A 20,933-nucleotide genomic window follows, 5' to 3' on the forward strand; every position below is an offset into this window, starting at 1 on the left:
GCGACGGTCATCCGCGCCGGGTGCCGCGGGCGCGGCCAAGCGGCCCGCTGCCGGTCAGCCCGCGACCGGACCGACCTCGTGGCTCGTTGCCAGCAGGGCCGGCTTCGCGAGCGTCTGGTACACGACGCAGTAGCGCTCGGTCAGCTTGAGCAGCGTGGCGATCTGGTCGGCGCCCGCGTCGGTGTCGAGCGTGAAGCGCAGCCGGATCGCGCGAAAACCCACGGGCGCTTCCTTGTCCACGCCGAGCGTGCCGCGGAAGTCGAGATCGCCCTCGGCCTCGACGCGGGCGTCGCGCAGCGCGATGCCGAGCGCCGTCGCCACCGCCTTGAGCGTGACGCCGGCACAGGCCACGAGCGCCTCCAGCAGCATGTCGCCCGAGCAGGCCGCGAGGCCGTCGCCGCCGGTGGCCGGATGCAGCCCGGCCTCGACCAGCGCACGGCCGGTGTCGACGCGGCAGGTGATGCCTTCGCCCGCGCGGCCGCTGGCGCGCAGCGTGATGACGGCGCTCGCGGGATCGACGCGGTAGCGGTCCTTGATCGGGGTTTGCAGGGCGCGCAGGTCATCGGCGTTCATCGTCTGTCTCCATTTATGCCGGGGCGTTGTCGGACCGGCAGCATGCTCGCCGGCGCGGATGTATGCAGAGTCCGCCACATGTAGCTTTTCGTGAAGCGGGAGCTTGCCCTTCTACCGTGCATCAACGGTTCAGCCCGATCCCCGGGCGGTATCGATTGCAAGGGGAAGGCAATGAGCTGGGCTGGAACTCACCAGAGCGCCATTCATGCGCTCGGCGGCGGCACGCCGCGCGCGACCGATCCGATGCGCCGCAAGCGCTTCGACACCCTCGATGCCGGTGCCGGCGCATCGGGCTTTCCGGCCAGCGCGCTGCCACCGCTCGTGTGCCTGTCGCACCTGCGCTGGAACTTCGTCTGGCAGCGTCCGCAGCATGTGATGGGGCGGCTCGCCAAGAGCCATCGCGTGCTGTTCGTCGAGGAGCCGATCGCCTGCGACGAGGCCGAGCCCCGGCTCGACGTGCATGACGTGCCCGGCGGCGTGCGCGTGGTCGTGCCCCGGCTGCCGCGCGGCTGTTCGGGCGAAGCCGCCGACGCGGCGCAGCGCCGCCTGTTCGGCGACTACTTCGCCGCCGCCGGCGTGCGCGAGCCAGTGCTCTGGTACTACACGCCGATGGCGCTCGGCTTCAGCGCCCACTGGGCCGCGCGGCTCGTCGTGTACGACTGCATGGACGAGCTGTCGGCCTTCCGTGGCGCGCCGGCCGCGCTGCTCGACCGCGAGACCGAACTGCTCGCGCGCGCCGACGTGGTGTTTACCGGCGGCCACAGCCTGCACGAGGCCAAGCGCGAACGTCATGCCAACGTGCACGCCTTCCCGAGCAGCGTGGACGTGGCGCATTTCGCCGCCGCGCGCGACGACCTTGACGAGCCGGAGGACCAGGCCGACCTGCCGCATCCGCGCCTCGGCTTCCATGGCGTGATCGACGAGCGGATCGACCTCGACCTGCTCGATGAACTGGCCTTCCGCCATCCCGACTGGCAGTTCGTGATGATCGGGCCGATCGTCAAGATCGACACCGCCACGCTGCCCCACCGCGACAACCTGCACTGGCTCGGTCCGCGCACCTACGACGAGCTGCCGGCCTATCTCGCCGGCTGGGACGTGGCGCTCATGCCCTTTGCTCTCAACGAGGCGACGCGCTTCATCAGCCCGACCAAGACGCCCGAGTACCTCGCCGGCGGACGCCCCGTCGTCTCGACGCCGATCCGTGACGTGGTGCGCGGCTACGGCGACAGCGGCGTGGTGCGCATCGCCGCCACGGCCGCTGAATTCGGCGCCGCGATCGCCACCGCGCTCGACGAACTGGCCGCCGACACCGGCGCGGTGCGCGCGCGCGCCGATGCCGCCATCGCCGGCATGTCCTGGGACGACACCGCCGCCCGCATGCTCGACTGCTTGCGCGAGGCTGCGCGCAGCCGACCGCCGCCCGGAGACGCACACCGGATCGCCGCCGTGCAAACCTTTGCAAGACCACGCGCGCCGGGCTTCGACTACCTCATCGTCGGCGCCGGCTTCGCGGGCGCGGTGCTCGCCGAGAGGCTGGCCGTCGGCCTCGGCAAGCGGGTGCTTGTCACCGACCGCCGGCCGCACATCGGCGGCAATGCCTTCGACCATCATGACGACGCCGGCCTGCTCGTCCACCGCTACGGGCCGCACATCTTCCACACCAATTCCGACGCGGTGCTCGCCTACCTGTCGCGCTTCACGAAATGGCGCGACTACGAGCACCGCGTGCTCGCGAGCGTGGACGGCAAGCTGGTGCCGGTGCCGATCAACCTCACCACGCTCAACACGCTCTACGACCTCGACCTCACGCCCGACACCGCGGCCGCCTTTCTGGCGAGCCGCGCGCTGCCGATCGCCGAGCCGCGCAATGCCGAGGAGATGGTGCTGAGCCAGGTCGGCCGCGAGCTGTACGAGAAGTTCTTCAAGGGCTACACCACCAAGCAATGGGGCACGAGCCCGGCACGGCTCGACCGGTCGGTCACGGCGCGGGTGCCGGCACGCACCGGCACCGACGACCGCTACTTCCTCGACCGTCACCAGTGCATGCCTTTGCACGGCTACACGCGGATGTTCGAGAACCTGCTCGACCATCCGAACATCCGGCTCATGCTCAACACCGACTTCGAGGACATCCGGCATGAGCTGCGCTATGGCCACCTCATCTACACCGGGCCGGTCGATGCCTTCTTCGGCTACCGCTTCGGGCAGCTGCCCTATCGCTCGCTGCGCTTCGAGCACGAGACACTCGACCGCGAATGGCTGCAACCGGTGGCGGTGGTCAACCATCCGTCACCCGAGGTGCAGTACACGCGCATCACCGAATACAAGCACCTGACCGGGCAGCAGCACCGCCGCACCAGCATCACGCGCGAGTACCCGTCGGCCACCGGCGATCCCTACTACCCGGTCCCGCGCCCCGAGAACGCCGCGCTCTACGAGCGCTACCGCGCGCTCGCCGACCGCCGGCATGACGTGACCTTCGTCGGCCGGCTCGCGACCTACCGGTACTACAACATGGACCAGGTGGTCGCCCAGGCGCTCGCCACCTACCACCGCATCGAGCAGATGGAGACCGGCCGCGTGCTGGCGGGAGTGGCCGGATGACGCCTCTGTTCGACAGCTTCTTCATGGCCGGCTTCGAGTGCTCCACCCACCGGCGCCATGACGGCCGCCGGCTCGATCTCATTGCCGCGACCGGGCACGACCGTCTTGCCGCCGCCGACTATGCCCTCGTCGCCGCCCACGGCATGCGCGCCGCGCGCGATGGCCTGCGCTGGCACCTCATCGAGACCTCCCCCGGCCGCTACGACTGGTCGAGCTTCCTGCCGATGCTCGACGCGGCGTGCGAGGCCGGCGTGCCGGTGGTGTGGGACCTCTGCCATTACGGCTGGCCCGACGACATCGACATCTGGCGCCCGGCCTTCGTCGAGCGCTTCGCGGCCTTCGCGCGCGCCGCCGCCGAGGTGGTGCGCGACCAGTCGGACGAGGTGCCGTGGTGGTGCCCGGTCAACGAGATCTCGTACTGGGCCTGGGCCGGCGGCGACGCGGGGCTGTTCAATCCGCTCGCGCAGGCGCGCGGCTTCGAGCTCAAGCACCAGCTCGTGCGCGCCGCCATCGCCGGCATCGACGCGGTGCGCTCGGTCGATCCGCGCGCCCGCATCCTCAATGTCGATCCGCTGATCCGCGTCGCCAGCCCGCCCGGCGCCACGCCCGAGCAGGCGCTCGCCGCCGCCGGCCATCACGAGGCGCAGTACCAGGGCTGGGACATGCTTGCCGGCAACCTCTGGCCCGGCCTCGGCGGCAGCCCCGACTACCTCGACGTCATCGGCATCAACTACTACCCCGACAATCAGTGGTACTTCGGCGCCGAGACCCTCCCGCCGAGCCATCCGGAACACCGCCCGCTGCGCCACCTGCTGGCCGAGGTGCACCGGCGCTACGGCCGGCCGCTGCTGCTGGCCGAGACCGGCGCCGAAGGCCCGATGCGCGCACCCTGGCTCGACCTCGTGTGCGCCGAGGTGATGGCCGCGATCGACGCCGGCACGCCGGTCGGCGGCATCTGCCTTTATCCGGTGTTCGACTACCCCGGCTGGGTCGACGAGCGCCATTGCGCCACCGGCTGCTGGAGCCATGCCGACGCCGACGGCCGGCGCCCGCCGCACGAGCCGATGCTGTTCGCGCTCGCGCGTCAGGTGGACGCCTTCGCCGCGCGATCGCCTTCCCGCGCGCGGCTGCCGGCCTGAGCGCCGTGAGCGGCGATGACCGGCAGGCACGCGTCCTCACCGGTCCCATTCCCGACCGGCCGCTCGCCTTCCTCGCGCGCTACGTGAAGGCGCGGCGCTGGCTGTTCGGCGCGCTGTTCGCGGCCATCACGCTCGCGGCGGCCTGCGCGGTGGCGGTGCAGGTCGGCATGAAGCTGCTGGTGGACGCGATGGCCAGCGGCGACCGCGCGGCGGTCTGGCATCCCTTCGGCTTCTTCCTCGCGCTGATTGCGCTGGAGAGCGTGCTGTGGCGCATCGGCGGCTGGCTTGGCGCGCGCGCCGTGGTGGCGAGCGGCGTGGACATCCGCGTCGATCTGTTCGACCACCTCACCGGCCATGCGATGCGCTATTTCCGCGAGCACCTGGTCGGCTCGGTCGGCGCGCGCGTGACGGCGGCGGCCGCCGCGACAGGCGCCATCCTCGGCACGCTCACCTGGAACGTGCTGCCGCCGGTGGTGGATTTCGTCGGCGCGGTGCTCGTGCTGTTCACGGTCGACTGGCGCATGGCCCTGGCGCTGACGGCCTGCGTGGGTTTCGTGGCGGCGGTGATCGGCGGCTTCGGGATGCGCGGGCGCACGGTGCATCACCGCTATGCGGAGCTGGCGTCGAAGGTCGGCGGCGAGCTGGTGGACGTGGTGAGCAACGTCTGGGCGGTCAAGGCGTTTGCCGCGCGCCGCCGCGAGCGCGACCGGCTGGCGCGGGAGTTCGGCGTCGAGGCGGCGGCCCAGCGCCGCAGCTGGATGTACCTGGAGAAGGCCCGCCTGCTGCACGACCTCTGCCTGTGGCTGATGGCGGGCGGCATGCTGGCCTGGGCCATCCTGCTGTGGCAGCGCCGCGCCATCACGCCCGGCGACGTGGTGCTGGTGAGCGCGCTCACCTTCCGCATCCTGCATGGCTCGCGCGACCTGGCGCTGGCGCTGGTGGGCATGGCCCAGCAGTTCGGCGCGATTGCCGACACGCTCAGGGTGCTGGCCGCGCCGCATGCCTTGCCCGACCAGCAGGGCGCGCGCGCCTTCCGGCCGCATGGCGGGCGCATCGTGTTCGAGGACGTGGGCTTCGCCTATCCGGACGGCCGGCGCGTGCTGGAGCATTTCAACCTCGTGATCGAGCCGGGCCAGCGCGTGGGGCTGGTGGGGCCGTCGGGCTCGGGCAAGAGCACGCTCGTGAGCCTGATCCAGCGCCTCGACGATCCGCAGCAGGGCCGCATCCTCATCGACGGCCAGTGCCTGGCCGAGGTGGCGCAGGACAGCCTGCGCGAGCAGATCGCCGTCGTGCCGCAGGAGGTGGTGCTGTTCCGCCGCAGCGTGCGCGACAACATCCGCTACGGCCGCCCCGATGCGAGCGATGACGAGGTCGAGGCCGCCGCGCGCCATGCCTGCTGCCACGAGTTCATCCGCCAGCTGCCGCAGGGCTACGACACGCTCGTGGGCGAGCGCGGCGCGACGCTGTCGGGCGGGCAGCGCCAGCGCATCGGCATCGCCCGGGCCTTCCTGCGCTGCGCGCCGGTGCTGCTGATGGACGAGGCAACCTCGGCGCTCGACAGTCATACCGAGCACGAGGTTCAGCGCGCGCTGGTCAACCTGATGCAGGACTGCACGGTGGTGGCGGTGGCGCATCGGCTGTCAACGCTCGACCGCTTTGACCGCATCCTGGTGCTGGAGGCCGGTCGTCTCGTCGAGGACGGCACGCCAGCGGAGCTGCGCGCGCGGGGCGGGGCGTTCGGGCGGCTGTGGCGCTCGCAGCAGGCGGCGGCCAGCGATGGCGCGCCGAGCGCGTCGGCGCGGCGCTGAGGCGCGGGCTATAGCCGACCGGCACCTTCGCCTGTGACGCGGCCACCGCGCCGCAGACGCGCTCGCTCGTGATCGAGGCCGCCGGCGCAGACGGAGCCGGGCGGCGGCCGCCACGGCGCGAGCGCGATCCTGGCGATCGACGAGGTGCGCTGAGACGCGCGACCGCTTCAGGCGGCCTGATTGCCGAGTGGCGCGTCGTCGTCGAGCACGGCGGCGAGCGCGTCGGCCAGCTCGCTCACGGTCGCCTGGATGCCGCGCGTCGAGCGCTTGTCCTGCAACTGGCGCTCGATGGTGGCGGCCAGCTCGGCCACGCCATCGAGGCCGAGGCAGGCGGCGTCGGCCTGGAGATCGGCCGCGAGCCGGCTCGCGGTCGCGCGGTCGAGCCCGAGGCTGGCGGCGATCGCGGCGGCGGTGCCGGCGTGATGGCCGCGGAACTGTTCCATGAGCCGCGCGCGCAGCCGCTCGAAGGGCGGCGCCGGCATCGGCACGGGCGCGGGCACGGGTGTTCTCTCGGGAGCGTCGGCGCGGGCGTCGATGCAGGCCGCCAGCGTGCGCAGCAGCAGGCGCGAATCGATCGGCTTGGTGAGGTGGGCGTTCATGCCGGCGGCCAGCGAGCGTTCGCGCTCGTCGGGCAGGGCGTGGGCCGTGAGCGCGATGACGGGCAGCGCGTCGTGGCGGCGGTCGGCGCGGATCGCGCGCGTGGCGGTCAGGCCGTCCATGCCGGGCATCTGCACATCCATGAGCACCGCGTCCCAGCGCGCGCCGGGCGCGTCGAGCTGGTCGAGCGCTTCCTGGCCGTCGCCGGCGATGCCCACGATGACGCCTGCCGCCTCCAGCATCGCGACCGCGATCTGGCGGTTGAGCAGGTTGTCCTCGACCAGCAGCACGCGCCGGCCGGCCAGCCGAGGTTCGATGTCGGCGAGCCGGGGCGAGGCCGCGCCGGCCGCGCGTTCGAGCGCGAGGTCGGCCATCACGCGATGCAGCAGGCGCGGATTGAGCGGCTTGGACAGCACCGCCGCCACGCCCGTCTCGCGCGCGTCGGCCGCGACTTCGTCGGGCAGATGGGCGGTGAGCAGCACCACGCGTGGCAGGCGCGCCGGATCGCTGGTGGCACGCAGCGCGCCGGCCATGTCGGTGCCGGTCATGCCGGGCATGCGCCAGTCGGACACCACGAGCGCGAAGGGATCGCCGGCGCGCTCGGCCGCATGCGCCAGCGCCAGCGCGCGGATGCCGTTCTCGGCCTCCTCGACGCGGCAGCCCAGCTCGCCCAGGGTCGAGCGCACGAGGTCGCGCGCATTGGTGTTGTCATCGACCACGAGCACATGCGCGCCCGCGATGCCGTCGCGTCCGAGCGCATCGAGACGTGGATCGCGCCGGGCATGGTCGAGCCGCGCGCTGAAGCGAAAGCAGCTGCCCTCGCCCGGCTTGCTGGTGGCCGAGATCTCGCCGCCCATCAGCCGCACCAGCTGGCGCGAGATCGACAGCCCGAGGCCGGTGCCGCCGAAGCGCCGCGAGGTCGAGCCGTCGGCCTGGGTGAAGGCGTCGAACAGCCGGCCGATCTGGTCGGGCGCGATGCCGATGCCGGTGTCGGCCACCGCGAAATGCAGCAGGTCGGGATCGGTCGGGTCGGCCTCGCAGGCGATACGCACCTCGCCGGCGCTGGTGAACTTGATCGCGTTGGTGGCAAGGTTGACCAGCACCTGCGTGAGCCGCAGCGGATCGCCGACGCGCCGGCGCGGCAGCCCGACCGACACGTCGAAGAGGTATTCGATGTTCTTCTTCGCCGCGCTGTGGCTCGTGACGGCGGCCACGCCCGCGAGCACCTCGTCGAGGTCGAACTCGGTGCGCTCCAGCGCGAGATGGCCGGCCTCGATCTTCGAGAAGTCGAGGATGTCGTCGATGATGCGCAGCAGCGACACGCCCGCGCCGTGCACCTTCTGCACGTAGTCGTGCTGCTGGCGCGTGAGATCGGTGCGCAGCGCCAGATCGGCGAAGCCGATGATCGCGTTCATCGGTGTGCGGATCTCGTGGCTCATGTTGGCCAGGAAGCGGCTCTTGGCGGCGGCGGCGTCCTCGGCGCGGCGGCGCGCCTCGTGCAGCGCCGCCTCGGCGGCCTTGGCCTCGCGCAGGTCGAGCACCGAGGCGAGCACGGTCGTCTCGGCACCGAGCTGGATGCGCACGAAGTTCACGCGGCAGGGTCGGGCCTCGCCGCTCGCATGGCGGAAGCTCCACTCGAAGGCAGCCGAGCCTTCGGCGAGCGCCTGCGCATGGCGCGCGCGCAGCGCCGGCCCGCTCGCCTCGCCGTCGGGCTGCTGCGGCGGGCAGAAGCTGGCGAGCCCGGGCGCCGGGCTTTCGATGCCGAGCAGGCCGCGCAGCGCGGCGTTCGCGTGCGACATGCCGAGGCCCGCGTCGATGAAGGCGAAGCCGTCGAGCGAATGGTCGTACACGGCCTGGAAGCGGGTCTCGAACAGGCGGCGCTCGGTCAGGTCGACGATCGACACCGCGACCTTGTACGGCCGGCCGTCGCGCTCAGGCAGCGGATTGATGCGGATGTCGGCCGGGAACACGCTGCCGTCGGCGCGCCGCGCATAGATGCCCGACGTGGCTTGGAGCCGGCGCGTCGCGCCCTTGCCGAACGAGGCCTCGACCTTGCGGTCATGGCCGGCGCGGCGGTCTTCCGGCACGAGGTCTTCCACCGTCATGCCGATGAGCTGGCCGCGCGTGTAGCCGAACTGGTCGAGCGCGGCCTGGTTGACGTTGACGATGCGGCGGTCGCGGTCCACCACCAGCAGGCCGACCGGCGCGGCCTCGACGATGGCCTGGTACCACTGCTCGGTCTCGGCGGCGCGGCGCACGGTGGCGTCGATGTCGGCGCGGTTGTCTGCAAGCCTTTGCAGCATGCGAAGGCGCCGCCGCGTGATGAGCACGTCGAGGCTGCCGATCATGCCGGCGCCTGCCGCGCACGACAGGAACATCAGCGCCGCGAGCAGCACCACGAAACCCACGCCGCCGGTGTCGAACACGCTCCCCATCACGATCTGCTGCCTGTTGGTTGATGTCGCCGGAGATGCCGCGCCCGCGACCCGGGAGACTCGTCAAAGCCTCCCTGAAGGATTGATGACCGTTTCAGGATAGGGGCTGGGCAGCCCTCGTTCCATACCGACTACGGGGTAGAGCGTGCTCGGCCTGATGGACGGGGTGAACGGCGGTAGGCCGTGGCGCGACGCGCAACGACCTACCGTTCGTCCCGCGTTCGTCAGTGCGCACTTGCCCCGGCACTTCATGACTGACCGCGATGCAAGCGCAGCACCTCGGCCAGCTTGTCGGCCTCGGCATGCAGCGCGGTGGCGGCCGCGGCGCAGCGTTCGACCACGTCGGCATTGCTGCGCGTGATGCGGTCGAGCTCGCCGACCGCGTCGCTCACCGCGCCGATGCTGTCGGTCTGGGTCCGGGTGTCGCGGCTGACCGAGCCGATCAGTCCGGCCACGCGGCGTACCTGGCGCACGACCTCGTCCATCGTGACGCCGGCGCTGTCGGCGAGCTTCGAGCCGTCCCGCACGCCGGCCACGCTCGCGCCGATCAGCGTCTTGATCTCGCGCGCGGCGTCGGCCGAGCGCCGGGCCAGCGTGCGCACCTCGGCCGCCACCACGGCAAAGCCGCGTCCGTGTTCGCCGGCGCGCGCCGACTCGACCGCCGCGTTGAGCGCGAGCAGGTTGGTCTGGAAGGCCAGCGCGTCGATCACGCCGATGATGTCGGCGATGCGGTGCGAGCTGTCGGCGATGTCCTGCATGCGCGAGACGACCGCACCCACCACCTCGCCGCCCCGGCAGGCGACGCTGCTCGCGGTCTCGGCCAGGGCCACCGCCGATTGCGCGCCTTCCGAGCTGTGGCCGAGCACCTGGTTCATGCGCGCCATCGCGTCGCCGGTGTTGGCCAGGCTGTCGCTCACGGTGCGGGTGCGCGCGCCGAGGTCCTCGGCGCTGGCCGACATCTCGGCGCTGACCGCGTGCAGCGCGCCGCTCTGCGCCTCGACGTCGTCGAGCAGGGCGCGCAGGTTGAGGCCCGACTGGTTGACGGCGCGCATGAGCATGCCGATCTCGTCGACGCGGTCGGGCACCGGCAGCCGCTCGGGATTGCCGGCGGCGACGGCGCGCGCCTGGTCGAGCACGGCGCCGAGCGGCCGCACGACCTGCCATTCGAGCCAGACCGCCGACAGCAGCGCCACCGTCGTCGCGGCGCCGGCAAAGCTCGCCAGTCCGGCACCGTGCAGGCCGCCGGCCGCGGCCGCGCCGGTGAGCAGCGCACCGCCGCCCGCGACCGCCGCGCGGGTGCGCCAGCGCAGCGGCATCGTCTTGAGCAGCGAGGTCCAGGCCAGCGCGCCGCGCCGCACCACCACGCCCTTGCGGAAGGCGAGATGCGTGGCGCGGCCCTCGCGGAAGTCGCGGTAGAGCGATTCGGCCGCCGCCGTCTCGCCCGGCTCTGGCTTGGTGCGCACCGACATGTAGCCGACCAGCTGGCCGCCGCGCCGGATCGGCGTGACGTTGGCGCGCACCCAGTAGTGGTCGCCGTCCCGGCGGCGGTTCTTGACCAGCGCGCTCCACGATTCGCCGCCGCGCAGCGTGGTCCACATGTCGGCAAAGGCTTCGCGCGGCATGTCGGGATGACGCACGAGGTTGTGTGGCTGGCCCATGAGCGCGTCGCGCTCGTAGCCGCTCACCTTCACGAAGGCGTCGTTGGCGTAGGTGATGCGGCTGTCGGTATCGGTGGCCGACATGAGGGTGGTGGCGCCGGAATAGTCATGCTCCCGACCGGTCACGGAAGGCTGCGTAGGCATGGAAGAGATCTCGCACTGGCTCGGTTGAAGAACAGCGCGGCCTCCGTTCATTCGACGCCGACGAACTGCCACTGCCAGCGCGCTGCGGAGGTCCGCATCCTGTGTGTCTCTCCGGGGATCGCTGGCACTTGCCTGCCGGGGGCGGCGGGCGCTGCTTGCCTTCGTGCTCGCCGTTGCCGGGCGCGCCAGTCGTCAGGAAGTCAGGGTAAGTCCGAGGCCGTCTTGCGCGAGTTCGGGTCTGGCCGAGGTTTGCCGGGCAAATCAGGGAAATAGCTCGGACTTTATTGCCCGAGCGCTTGGTTCCGGCGCGGCACGACGAGCTTGGCGGTCTGCACCATCACCGCCTCGTCGCGCTGGTTGCGCGTCTCGCTGCGGATGACGGCGATGCCGCGGTCGGGCTTGCTGCGCGACGGGATCAGCTCGACCACCTCGCTCACCACATGCAGCACGTCGCCGGGACGCACGGGGCGCGGCCAGTCGAGCTGGACGCCGGCGCCGATCATGCCGCCGGCCACCGGCACGCCGCTGGTGACGAGCAGCCGCATGGTGATGGCGGCGGTGTGCCAGCCGCTGGCGGCGAGGCCGCCGAACAGCGTGGCGCGCGCGGCCGCGTCATCGAGGTGGAAGGGCTGCGGGTCCCAGTCGGCGGCGAAGCCGGTGATGGCGGCGGTGTCGACGGGCGCGGAGTCGGCGCTGCGGTGGCGCAGGCCGACATGCAGGTCGTCGAACCAGAGCGGGGTGCGGGAGAGGGGCATGGCGGAGGGCTTCCTGTTCTTGTCGGGGATCGGGCAACGCGAAGGGCGGGGCGGGCAGGATCGTCGGCCCGGCATCGGCAACCACGGCGCGCGGCCGCCGGCATCCGGCCGCCGTGCGCGCTGGCGCGGGGTTCAGGGCGGCAGGTCGGGCAGGGCGGTGATGCTGGCGACCGTCAGTTCGGTGAGGTTGCCGTTGGCCTCGATGTGGCGGATGCGCACCGGCAGCCAGCCGTAGTCCATCGCGAACCAGACCTCGACGCGGTTGTCTCGGCTGCCGGGTCGGGGCAGCCGCTCGATGCGGCGCACGCGCAGCGGACCGAAGGGCGTGTCGATGCTTTCGGGGCCGCCGGCGCGCAGCACCCAGGGCTCGGCGCCGCGCACGCCGGCGAGCAGCAGGTGGTAGATCGTGCCGTCGGTGATCTCGTCGGCGCGGCTGGCGAACAGGATGGCGAGCTGCATCGTGACGCTGGCGCGGTCCTGCACGCCGGGTTCGAGCGGGAGCACGGCGGTGCTGGCCGAGAAGCTGATGCTGTTGTGCGCGGGGTCGCGGTTGAAGTTGGTGGCGACCTGGGCGCGCGTGCGGGTCTTCTCGGTGTAGCGCAGCGGTTCGAGACCGGTTTCGCCGAGGCGGCCGGTGCTGGTGGAGTTCTGCAGCCGCACCGAGGTGACGAGCAGGTCGAGCGAGGCTTCCTGTTCGAGCGAGTAGCGCTCGTGGCCGATGCGCCAGCGCAGCACGCCCTTGCCGAAGTATTCGTTGCCGTTGACGACGGCGCGGGCGTTGAAGTCGAGCTGGCGGCTGGGCGGGACGACGCGCATCTCGCGGCGCTGGCCGGGCACGGGGCTGGGCCAGTCGCCGGGCCAGGGGGCGGGGGCGTCATCGGCGGCGGCGACATCGGCGCGCTGGGCCGCGCGAGCGTCGGCGTCTGGGGCGTTGGCGGGCGGGGTGGCGCTGGCGTCGGCGCGCGCGGTCGGAACGCCGGTGACGGGCGTGGCCGGGCCGGCGCTGGCGTCGGGGGCCGTGCTGCCGTCGCGCACGAGCGGCGCGGGGGCGGCGGCGTCGGCCGGGCGGGCTTCGGCCACGGCCGGTGCGGGATCGGCCGGTGCGGGCGGCACGGCGGCTGCGGGCGGTGTGGCCGGTGCGGGCGGTGTGGCCGGCACCGGTGGCGTGGCCGGCGCGGGCGTGGCCGGCGGTCGGGCGCGGCGGACCGGTTCGGGATCGGGCTCGTCCTCGTCCGGCGCGGTCGGCTGGGGCGGCGCCGGTGGCGGCGTGACCAGCTCGACCCGCATGCCCGGCCGCCGGTCGAGCCCTTCGGCGCCGAATTCCTCGATGCCGCGCCAGCCGGCCAGCAGCGCCAGATGCAGCAGCGCCGACAGCAGCAGCCAGCCGGCCGCGCCGGGCCGGGCCAGGCGCCGGGCCCAGCGGCGCGCCGGCCCGGAAGGCCGTGTCGCACCTGGTCGGGCCGACGGCAGCGGCGGATGCGGCAGGGCGGGCGAGGGTGGCGGAATCGGCACGGCGGCGGGTGGAATGAGCGAGCGGCGATGTTAGCGAAGCCCTGCGCGGCGCCGGCGCGCCACCCGGGCCGCCCTGGAGGGCGGCGCCGCGATTTCCTCGCATACTGCCGACGGAGATCGGCGGACGGCCCGGCCGCAACCGCCCGACCCGCCCCAGCGCCAAGGAGACGCGATGAGCGACAAGACGAAGGAAGGTTTTGCGGGCTTCGGCCTGCCCGGTTTCTCCCTGCCCCGGCAACTCGGCGGGGACGGCGGCAATCCGATGGCGAGCGGCTTCAACTCGGGCGTCGAGTTCCTGCGCAGCCTGTGGGGCGGCGCCGGCGGCGCGGGTGGCGCCGGCGGCCTGCCGGGTTTCGTGCTGCCGTCGTTCGATGTCGAGGAGCTCGACCGCCGCATCACCGATCTGCGCGCGGTCGAAGGCTGGCTCGACACCAATCTGTCGATGCTGCACACCGCGATCCAGGCGCTGGAAGTGCAGCGCAACACCGTCGCCACGCTCAAGTCCTTCGGCGAGGTGCTGGCCAAGCCCGGCGAGCATGCCGAGCAGCTGGCCCGCCACGGCGCCGAGCCGGGCCAGCCGCTGACCCTGCTGGGCGCGCTGTTCGAGGCCATGAGCCCGCGCCGCGCGGCCGAGGCCGCCGCGCCGGCGCCGACTGCCGGCAAGGTCTCGCCCGACTGGCCGATGGACACGCCGACCGCGCGCCATCACGCCGAGCCGCCGGCCGCGCCGGCACCGGCGCCCGCGCCGGGCCGCGAGAAGCGTGCCTCGGCTGCCGCCGCTGCCGCAGCCGCAGCCGCACCGGCCGCCGCCACGCCGGCACCGGCCTGGCCCGGCGCTGCTGCCGCCGCCGGCGCGCTCGATGAAGCCGCCAAGGCCGCGAGCAGCTGGGCCACCGATCCGCTGCGCGCCGCCGCCGGCTGGCCCGGCGCGGTGGCGGCCGCATTCGGCTGGCCGGCACGCGGCGCGGCCGAGGGCGCCGAGGCCGCCGCGCCCGCGACCGGGGCCGCCGCTGCCGCCGCACCCGCCACGGCGCGAGCCGCCACCGCGCCGACCGCCGGTGCCGCGCCGCAGGGCGCCGCCGGCCCGGCCGCCCAGCGCGTGCCCGAGCCCGATCCCGACGCCTTCGACGCCGAGGACGATTTCGACGCCCTGCCGCCCGACACCGGGGCCGCCGCGGCCGGCGCCACCGCCGCGCCGCCGGCCGCTGCCTCCGCCACGCCGGCCGCGAGCCCGGCCGCCGCCGACCCGGCGGCCGATCCCGCCGGCTTCATGAAGGAGCTGGCCACCGGCGCTTCGCTCGCCAATGCCACTGCCTGGTGGAATCTGATGCAGGACCAGTTCGCGCGCGTGGCCAGTGCCGCGATCCAGGGCGTGGCCCAGGCCACCGAGGCGGCCGGCGATGCGGCCGGTGCCGCGTCTGCCGCCGCCGTGTCCGCCGCTGCCGGCATCGCGCCGACGGCGGCGGCCGCGCCGGCCCGGGCCGCCGCGTCGGCGTCGCCAGGCGGCGCCCCGGCCGCTGCCGGCCCGGCGCCGGCTGTGGCCAGCCAGCCGCGCGCCGCCCATCCGGCCGGCACCGGCGCACCGGCGGCCCGCACCGCCTCGGCCGCCGTCACGCCGGCGGCGCGCAAGCCGGCCGCGCGCAAGGCTGCGGTTGGCAAGACGCAGTCGTCCGCCGGCGCCGCGCCGGCTGCCGCGCCGGCGCGCAAGGCCGCCAGCGCCAAGCCGGCGGCCGCCGCCAAGCGCGCGACCGCCGCCGCCGACACCGGGCGTGCCGCGCCGCGCAGCCGCAAGACCTGAGCGGCTGCCGATGTCCGCCGCCGTTCCCCCTGCCACGCCCGCCGCCGCCGCGCCCGGGCGCTTCCGCCACGGCCATGCCGTGCATCCCAACTGGCGCATGGTCACCGAGCTGTGCCTGGCGCAGATCGATGCGCAATCGCGCAGCCCGGCCTATGCGCGTCGCGCCAGCCTCGGCTTCGCCTATCTCGGCGATCCGCTGGCGCCGTATGCCAGCGAGATCCTGGCCTTCCTGCGCGTGCGCACCGGCGTGCCCGACTGGGTCGGCTCGGTCGGCATCGGCGTGTGCGCGCCGGGCATGGGCTATTTCGACGAGCCGGCGCTGTCGGTGATGCTGGCCGACCTGCCGGCCGACGCCTTCTCAGTGTTCTCCGGCACCCGGCCGCTGCCCTTGCCCGACGCGCGCACGCCGAGCGGCGCCATTGCCGCGCATACCGCGCTGGTGCATGCCGACCCGGCCGCGCCCGATCTGCCCGGGCTCATCGCCGACATGGCCAGGCGCGTGGAATGCAACTGGCTGTTCGGCGGCGTGACCTCGTCGCGCGGGCCGGGCGTGCAGCTGGCCAACGAGACCCAGGCCGGCGGCGGCCATGCGTCCAACGTGTACGGCAGCGGGCTGTCGGGCGTGGTGTTCTCCAGCGAGGTGCATCTGGCGTCGCGGGTGGCGCAGGCCAGCGCGCCGCTGGCCGGCCCGCATGCGGTCACGCGCAGCGAGGGCAGCGTGGTGTTCGAGCTCGACGGTCGGCCGGCGCTGGCGGTGCTGCTGGCCGACCTCGATGCCGACGAGCCGATGACGCTGATGCGCCATCCGCGCCTCGCGCACGGGCTGTTCGTGGGTCTGCAACTGCCGGGCGCGGCGCCGCACGACATGCTGCTGCGCAATGTGCTGGCGGTCGATCCGCGCGAGGGCAGCATCGCGCTGGCCGGCGCCATCGAGCCGGGCCGGCGGCTGCTGTTCTGCACCCGCGATGGCGTGTCGGCGGCGCTCGACCTGCGCCGCGCCTGCGCCGAGCTGCGCGACGACATCGAGAGCGACGCGCCGGCGCTGGCGCTGGAGGCGCCGCGCGCGCCCGGGGCTCTCGACGCGCGCAAGCGCATCCGGGGCGCGCTCTACATCAGCTGCGTGGCGCGGCCGGGCCAGCTGTTCGCCGATCCGTCGCAGGAGCTGGCCATCATCCGCGAGGGCCTGGGCGACATTCCGCTCACCGGCTTCTTCGCCAACGGCGAGATCGCGCGCGACCAGCTGCACACGCATACCGGCGTGCTCACGCTGTTCGTCGGCTGAGCGCGCGCAAAACCGCCGGCAGCGCAAGGATCGCGGCGCTGCCGGCGCGATCGCCGAGCCCGGCGCGGCGCGATCATCGCGGCTGCGGCCATCGCGCCGCTTGCCTTGCCCGCCGTCGCGGGCCGTGGAGGTCGCCATGTCCGTTCCGCATCCGTCCGTCCTGTCGTCGCGCGCCCGGCCGCTGCTGGCTGGTGCGCTGTTCTGCGCCCTGGCCAGCAGCGCCGCTGCCGAAGGCTTGAGCCTGCCGGCCGAGCCCGGGCTCACCGGCGGCGTCGGTCTGGTGGCCGGCGAGCGCGCCGGTCTGCGGCTCGGCTTCAGTCGGCTCGATGCCGAACGCAGCGCCGACAGCCTCGCGCCGGCGCCGGGTCGTCGGCTGGCCGGCATCGGCCTGCTCGCCGACTGGCAGCTGACCGACGGTCTGCGGCTCACCGGCGGCGCGCTCTACCACCCGGGCGCGAGCGGTTTGCGGCTGCTGGCCGGTTCGGCCGGCAGCCTGGGCCTGGGCAGCGGGCTGGCCGCCGGCACGCCGGGCCAGCAGCCGGCGCTGGCCGATCCGGTGCGCTGGCGGCTCGCGCCCTATGTGGGGCTCGGCTGGGCCAGCCGGCCGGTCGGCGGCGCCGGCCTCGGTTTTCATGCCGATCTCGGGCTGGCGCTGCAACCGGCCGATTTCGACGGCGCCTTCGCCGATCCGGCCGCGCGCCGCCTCGACGACGAAGCGCGCCTGCGCGACGACAGCCGCCCGCTGCGCGGCTGGCCGGTGCTGTCCTTCGGCGTCAACTGGGGCTTCTGACGCGGTTGCGGGTTTGTGCACCGGCGCGGCACGCCGGCCGGCAGCGCCGCTGCCGCCGGGCCGGCGCAGATTGAGCCGCGCGGCCGGCGCAATCCATCGCCCCGGCGCGCAATTCGCACCCCGGTTTTCGCAGTCCGTCGCAAGCCGCTCGAAGGCTCGACCGGGCAGCGCCAGAGTGCGGTCCAACGCGCGGCACCCGCCGCCGGCTCTTCCGAAAGGACCGTGTCATGGCCTCCCTCCTGTCCCGCATCGCCAGCTTCGTGTTCGCGCTGGTTGCCGCCGTCGCCCTCGTCGCCGTGGCCTCGGCGGCCACGCATCTGCTCGGCGCGGTCGAGGCCGGCAAGCGGCTGCACAACGATGAGCTGGCCACGCGCGCCTCGGGCGCCGCGCTGCCCCAGCTGCCGCGCGTGGTGATCGAGAAGCCCGCCGCCTGAGTCCGCCGTCCGCCGGGCGGTCCGCCGCCCCGGGGCCGCTGCGCGCCGTCCGCCGCGCCGCCCGAGCCCGCCGCGGCGCCGTCCGCGCGCCGCCTGCCGCATTGCATCGCCGCGCCGGCCCGGCCGACCGGGCCGCGCGCTAGATTCGTCCACCATGACCTCACCTGCCGCTTCTTCCTCCGCGCCGCTGGCGCGCCTGCGCGACCGCGCCGGTCCGGCGCTCGGGCGCGGGCTGCGCCGCTATACCGACTGGCTGGTCTCGATCAGCTGGAAACGCTTCAGCCTGCTGTGGCTGCTGCTGCTGGTGGTGGTCAACATCCTGATCGATCTGCCGCTGTTCAACCCGGTCAGCGGGGCGTCGCGGCCGGCCGTGCGCTATCAGGTCCACATCGGCGCCGACGGCGCGGTCGACATCGTGCCGGTGGCCGGCAGCGGCGCGCGCCGCGATACCGAGCATGTGATCGCCGACGTGAGCGGCGACGGCCCGGGCGATGGCCGCGCTCGCATCTCGCTCGGCGGCGACGGCCTGCTGATCGATGCCCGCGACGGCAAGGACCACACGCTGGTGCGCATCGACGGCAAGGGCGTGCGGGTCGAGGACGGCTCGACGCTGGCGCCGCCCGCGCCGCCCGCCGCTCCGGCCGAACCCGCCGCGCCCGCCACCCTCGCGCCGCCCGCCGCGCCGGCGCCGGGCAGCGGTGCCGGCGCGCAGTCCGCCGCGCCCGCCGACGCAACCGACGCCATCCCGGCCGCCACCGCCGCCCGCCTCGCCACGCTCGACCCGGAGCGCGCCGAGCAGCTGCGCAGCGCGCTCGACGACGTGACCGAGCAGCTCGACAAGCTGGCCGACGACCGGCGCCGCAACCGCGAGCGCTCGGCGCTGCATGAAAGCCTCGGCGACCTGCCCATCGTGCTCGGCCTGCTGTCGGCCATCCTCAAGATGGAAGGCGGCCGCCGGCGCCGGGTCGAGGCCAGCGCCGCTGCCGCCATGGCGCTGGCGGGCGACGAGCAGATCAAGCGCCAGCTCGCCGAGGCGCGCATGCAGGCGATGCAGGCCCAGGTCGAGCCGCATTTCCTGTTCAACACCCTGGCCGCCATCGACCACCTGATCGAGACCGATCCGCCGCGCGCCTCGACCATGCAGAAGCACCTCATCCAGTACCTGCGCGGCGCGCTGCCCAAGATGCGCGAGCGCGCCACCACGCTCGGCCGCGAGCTGGAACTGGTCGCCAGCTATCTCGAAATCCTCAAGGTGCGCATGGAGGACCGGCTCACCGTCGCGCTCGACGTGCCGGCCGGCCTGCGCTCGGCCAGCTTCCCGCCGATGATGTTGCAGTCGCTGGTCGAGAACGCCATCAAGCACGGACTGGAGCCGGCACCCGACGGCGGCCGGCTCACCGTCGCGGCCGAGATCGTCGACGGCGCGCTGCGGGTGGCGGTGGCCGACACCGGCGTCGGCTTCGACCCGGCCAACAGCAGCACGCGCGGCACCGGTCTGGGGCTGGCCAACATCCGCGACCGGCTCGCGCTGCTGCACGGCGACCAGGCCCGGCTTACGGTCACGGCCAATGCGCCGGCCGGCACCGTCGTCGCCATCGAGCTGCCCTATGCGCTCGCCGGCAAGGCGGCCGAGGCATGAGCGCGCCGCCGCCACGCGCCGTCATCGCCGACGACGAGCGCCTGATGCGCGACCAGCTGCGCGCCCGCCTCGCCGAAGCCTGGCCCGAGCTCGCCATCGTCGGCGAGGCGCGCAACGGCGCCGAAGCCATCGAGCTGGTGCAGCGGCTGCGGCCCGATCTGGTCTTTCTCGATGTGCGCATGCCCGGCAGCAGCGGCATCGAGGCGGCGCGCGCCCTGGCCGGCCAGGTGCAGGTGGTGTTCGTGACCGCCTATGACGAATACGCGGTCGAGGCCTTCGAGCAGGGCGCCATCGACTACCTGCTCAAGCCGGCCGAGCGGGCCCGGCTCGCGCTCACGGTCGAGCGGCTCAAGCGCCGGCTGGCCGAGCCGCCGGCCGAGCTTGCGGCGCTGCTGGCCCAGCTGTCGCAGCGCATGACGGTGCAGCTCGACCGGCTCGCGCCACCGGCCGAAGCGCCCGCGCGCCGCCCGGCGCTGCAATGGATCCAGGCCGGCATCGGCAACGAGCTGCGCATGATTCCGGTCGACGAGGTGCTGTTCTTCATGGCCGGCGACAAGTACACGCGGGTCGTCACCGCCGGCTTCGAGGCGCTTATTCGCAAGCCGATCCGCGAGCTGGCCGACGAGCTCGACCCGGACCGCTTCTGGCAGATTCACCGCGCCACGCTGGTCAACACCGGCGCCATCGCCGGCGTGGCGCGCGACCTGCGCGGACGCCAGCTGGTCAGCCTGCGCGGCTGCGCCGAAAAGCTCGAAGTCAGCCGCGGCTACGCCCACCTGTTCAAGCAGATGTAGCCGGCGCCGCCGGGCCGGCCGCGCGGCGGCGCCAGGCCTCCACCGCGGTGCCGATGTCGGCCAGCCCGGCCAGCACCACCACTTCCTTCTGCGTGCGGCGCTGGAGCGCGCTGCAACTGCCGCCGGCCCAGATCTCGATTCCGGGCGCGAGCCGGCCGCGCAGCTCGGCCAGGCCGTCGCACACGGTGGCCGGGCTCAGGAAGGACGAGAACGACAGCGCCACGACATCGGCCTTGCGCGCCGCCGCCGCCCGCACGATGTCCCACACCGGCGTCTGCACGCCGAGCGACATGCAGGCGCAGCCGTTGAGCACGAACAGCGCCTCGGCCATCAGCAGCCCCAGGCCGTGCGGTTCCTGCGGCAGCGTGGTGAGCAGGATGCTCGGCTTGCCGCCCGGCGCCGGCAGCGTGTTGATGGCATGGCGCAGCACGGTTTGCAGCGCCTCGGTGAACAGATGCTCCTCGAACACCTCGAACCAGCCGCGCGTCCAGGCCTCGCCCACCCGCGTGACCAGCGGCGCCACCAGTTCCATGACGAAGCGCGCCAGCCCCAGCCGCACCAGCGCCTGATGCAGCATCGCCCGCAGCGCCTCGGACTGATGCCGCTTCACCAGGTCGAGATAGGCGTCGAGGTCTTCACAGGGCCGCGCGGCGGCGGCCGGCGGATTGGGCATGGTGGCGGTGTCGCCGGCCAGCCGGGTCAGCTCGGGCAGCGCCAGATGGATGATCTTGCCGGGCCGGTGGCCCACGCCCATCAGCCGGCGCAGCAGCCGCAGCTTCTCGACCTGCTCGGCCGGATAGACCCGCTCGCCGAAGCCGTCGCGCGCCGGGCTGGGAAAGCCGTAGCGGCGCTCCCAGACCCGCAGCAGGTCTTTCGAGAGGCCGGTGTCGCGCTCGACGGCGGCGATGCCGATGCCGGGCGTGGCGGCGGAGACGTGTTCAGTGTTTTCTTCCATTGCGGCCGATTCT

The 20,933-nt window shown here is 73.7% G+C and carries 15 protein-coding genes; 9 read left to right on the forward strand and 6 right to left on the reverse strand.

What is annotated here, in order from left to right:
- Window positions 1-54: 54 nt before the first annotated feature.
- Window positions 55-573, reverse strand: coding sequence for an OsmC family protein (locus B9P64_RS20660; protein WP_028309950.1), 519 nt, complete (start codon window positions 571-573; stop codon window positions 55-57).
- Window positions 574-744: 171 nt separating this feature from the next.
- On the opposite strand from B9P64_RS20660, the gene glf reads away from it, so the two are divergent.
- The 3 genes from glf to B9P64_RS20675 are packed head-to-tail and all read left to right on the forward strand — an operon-like array spanning window position 745 to window position 6,127.
- The gene (glf, locus tag B9P64_RS29920; protein ID WP_051377763.1) at window positions 745-3,180 is read left to right on the forward strand and encodes a UDP-galactopyranose mutase; all 2,436 of its coding nucleotides are present in this window, start codon (window positions 745-747) and stop codon (window positions 3,178-3,180) included.
- Entirely contained in the window at window positions 3,177-4,319 is a 1,143-nt protein-coding gene (locus tag B9P64_RS20670; protein ID WP_028309951.1) for a glycoside hydrolase family 1 protein, read from the forward strand. The genes glf and B9P64_RS20670 overlap by 4 nt, the downstream gene beginning before the upstream one ends.
- A 5-nt stretch (window positions 4,320-4,324) precedes the next feature.
- A complete protein-coding gene (locus B9P64_RS20675) occupies window positions 4,325-6,127 on the forward strand; it encodes an ABC transporter ATP-binding protein (protein ID WP_139826436.1) in 1,803 nt (600 codons plus the stop codon).
- Between the two features lie 167 nt (window positions 6,128-6,294).
- Here the strand turns inward: B9P64_RS20675 and B9P64_RS20680 are convergent, their stop codons facing one another.
- The 4 genes from B9P64_RS20680 to B9P64_RS20695 all read right to left on the reverse strand — a co-directional run bounded on the left by B9P64_RS20680 (window position 6,295) and on the right by B9P64_RS20695 (window position 13,228).
- Window positions 6,295-9,159, reverse strand: a complete 2,865-nt coding sequence (locus B9P64_RS20680) for a PAS domain-containing hybrid sensor histidine kinase/response regulator (RefSeq protein WP_051377767.1) — start codon at window positions 9,157-9,159, stop codon at window positions 6,295-6,297.
- A 248-nt stretch (window positions 9,160-9,407) separates the two neighbouring features.
- Window positions 9,408-10,961, reverse strand: coding sequence for a methyl-accepting chemotaxis protein (locus tag B9P64_RS20685; RefSeq protein ID WP_028309953.1), 1,554 nt, complete (start codon window positions 10,959-10,961; stop codon window positions 9,408-9,410).
- Window positions 10,962-11,242: 281 nt separating this feature from the next.
- Window positions 11,243-11,716, reverse strand: coding sequence for a MaoC family dehydratase (locus tag B9P64_RS20690; protein ID WP_028309954.1), 474 nt, complete (start codon window positions 11,714-11,716; stop codon window positions 11,243-11,245).
- Between the two features lie 132 nt (window positions 11,717-11,848).
- Entirely contained in the window at window positions 11,849-13,228 is a 1,380-nt protein-coding gene (locus B9P64_RS20695; RefSeq protein WP_085318010.1) for a DUF3108 domain-containing protein, read from the reverse strand.
- Window positions 13,229-13,400: 172 nt separating this feature from the next.
- Here B9P64_RS20695 and B9P64_RS28280 point away from each other — a divergent pair, with 172 nt between their 5' ends.
- The 6 genes from B9P64_RS28280 (at window position 13,401) to B9P64_RS20720 (ending at window position 19,965) form a co-directional block, all read left to right on the forward strand.
- Window positions 13,401-15,026: a PhaM family polyhydroxyalkanoate granule multifunctional regulatory protein gene (locus B9P64_RS28280; protein ID WP_235840073.1), complete on the forward strand. Its 1,626-nt coding sequence runs from the start codon at window positions 13,401-13,403 to the stop codon at window positions 15,024-15,026.
- Window positions 15,027-15,036: 10 nt separating this feature from the next.
- Window positions 15,037-16,308, forward strand: a complete 1,272-nt coding sequence (locus B9P64_RS20700) for an FIST signal transduction protein (RefSeq protein WP_176256915.1) — start codon at window positions 15,037-15,039, stop codon at window positions 16,306-16,308.
- 136 nt (window positions 16,309-16,444) lie between these two features.
- Window positions 16,445-17,098: a hypothetical protein gene (locus B9P64_RS20705; protein WP_139826437.1), complete on the forward strand. Its 654-nt coding sequence runs from the start codon at window positions 16,445-16,447 to the stop codon at window positions 17,096-17,098.
- 227 nt (window positions 17,099-17,325) lie between these two features.
- A complete protein-coding gene (locus tag B9P64_RS20710) occupies window positions 17,326-17,532 on the forward strand; it encodes a hypothetical protein (protein ID WP_085318013.1) in 207 nt (68 codons plus the stop codon).
- Window positions 17,533-17,686: 154 nt separating this feature from the next.
- A complete protein-coding gene (locus B9P64_RS20715; protein WP_085318014.1) occupies window positions 17,687-19,171 on the forward strand; it encodes a histidine kinase in 1,485 nt (494 codons plus the stop codon).
- Entirely contained in the window at window positions 19,168-19,965 is a 798-nt protein-coding gene (locus B9P64_RS20720) for a LytR/AlgR family response regulator transcription factor (protein ID WP_085318015.1), read from the forward strand. The genes B9P64_RS20715 and B9P64_RS20720 overlap by 4 nt, the downstream gene beginning before the upstream one ends.
- On the opposite strand, the gene B9P64_RS20725 is transcribed toward B9P64_RS20720, so the two are convergent.
- A complete protein-coding gene (locus B9P64_RS20725; protein ID WP_085318016.1) occupies window positions 19,952-20,920 on the reverse strand; it encodes a MerR family transcriptional regulator in 969 nt (322 codons plus the stop codon). The two genes, B9P64_RS20720 and B9P64_RS20725, sit on opposite strands and share 14 nt — an antisense overlap.
- Window positions 20,921-20,933 lie beyond the last annotated feature (13 nt).

This window comes from Derxia lacustris, from assembly GCF_002105195.1.
GTDB lineage: Bacteria > Pseudomonadota > Gammaproteobacteria > Burkholderiales > Burkholderiaceae_E > Derxia > Derxia lacustris.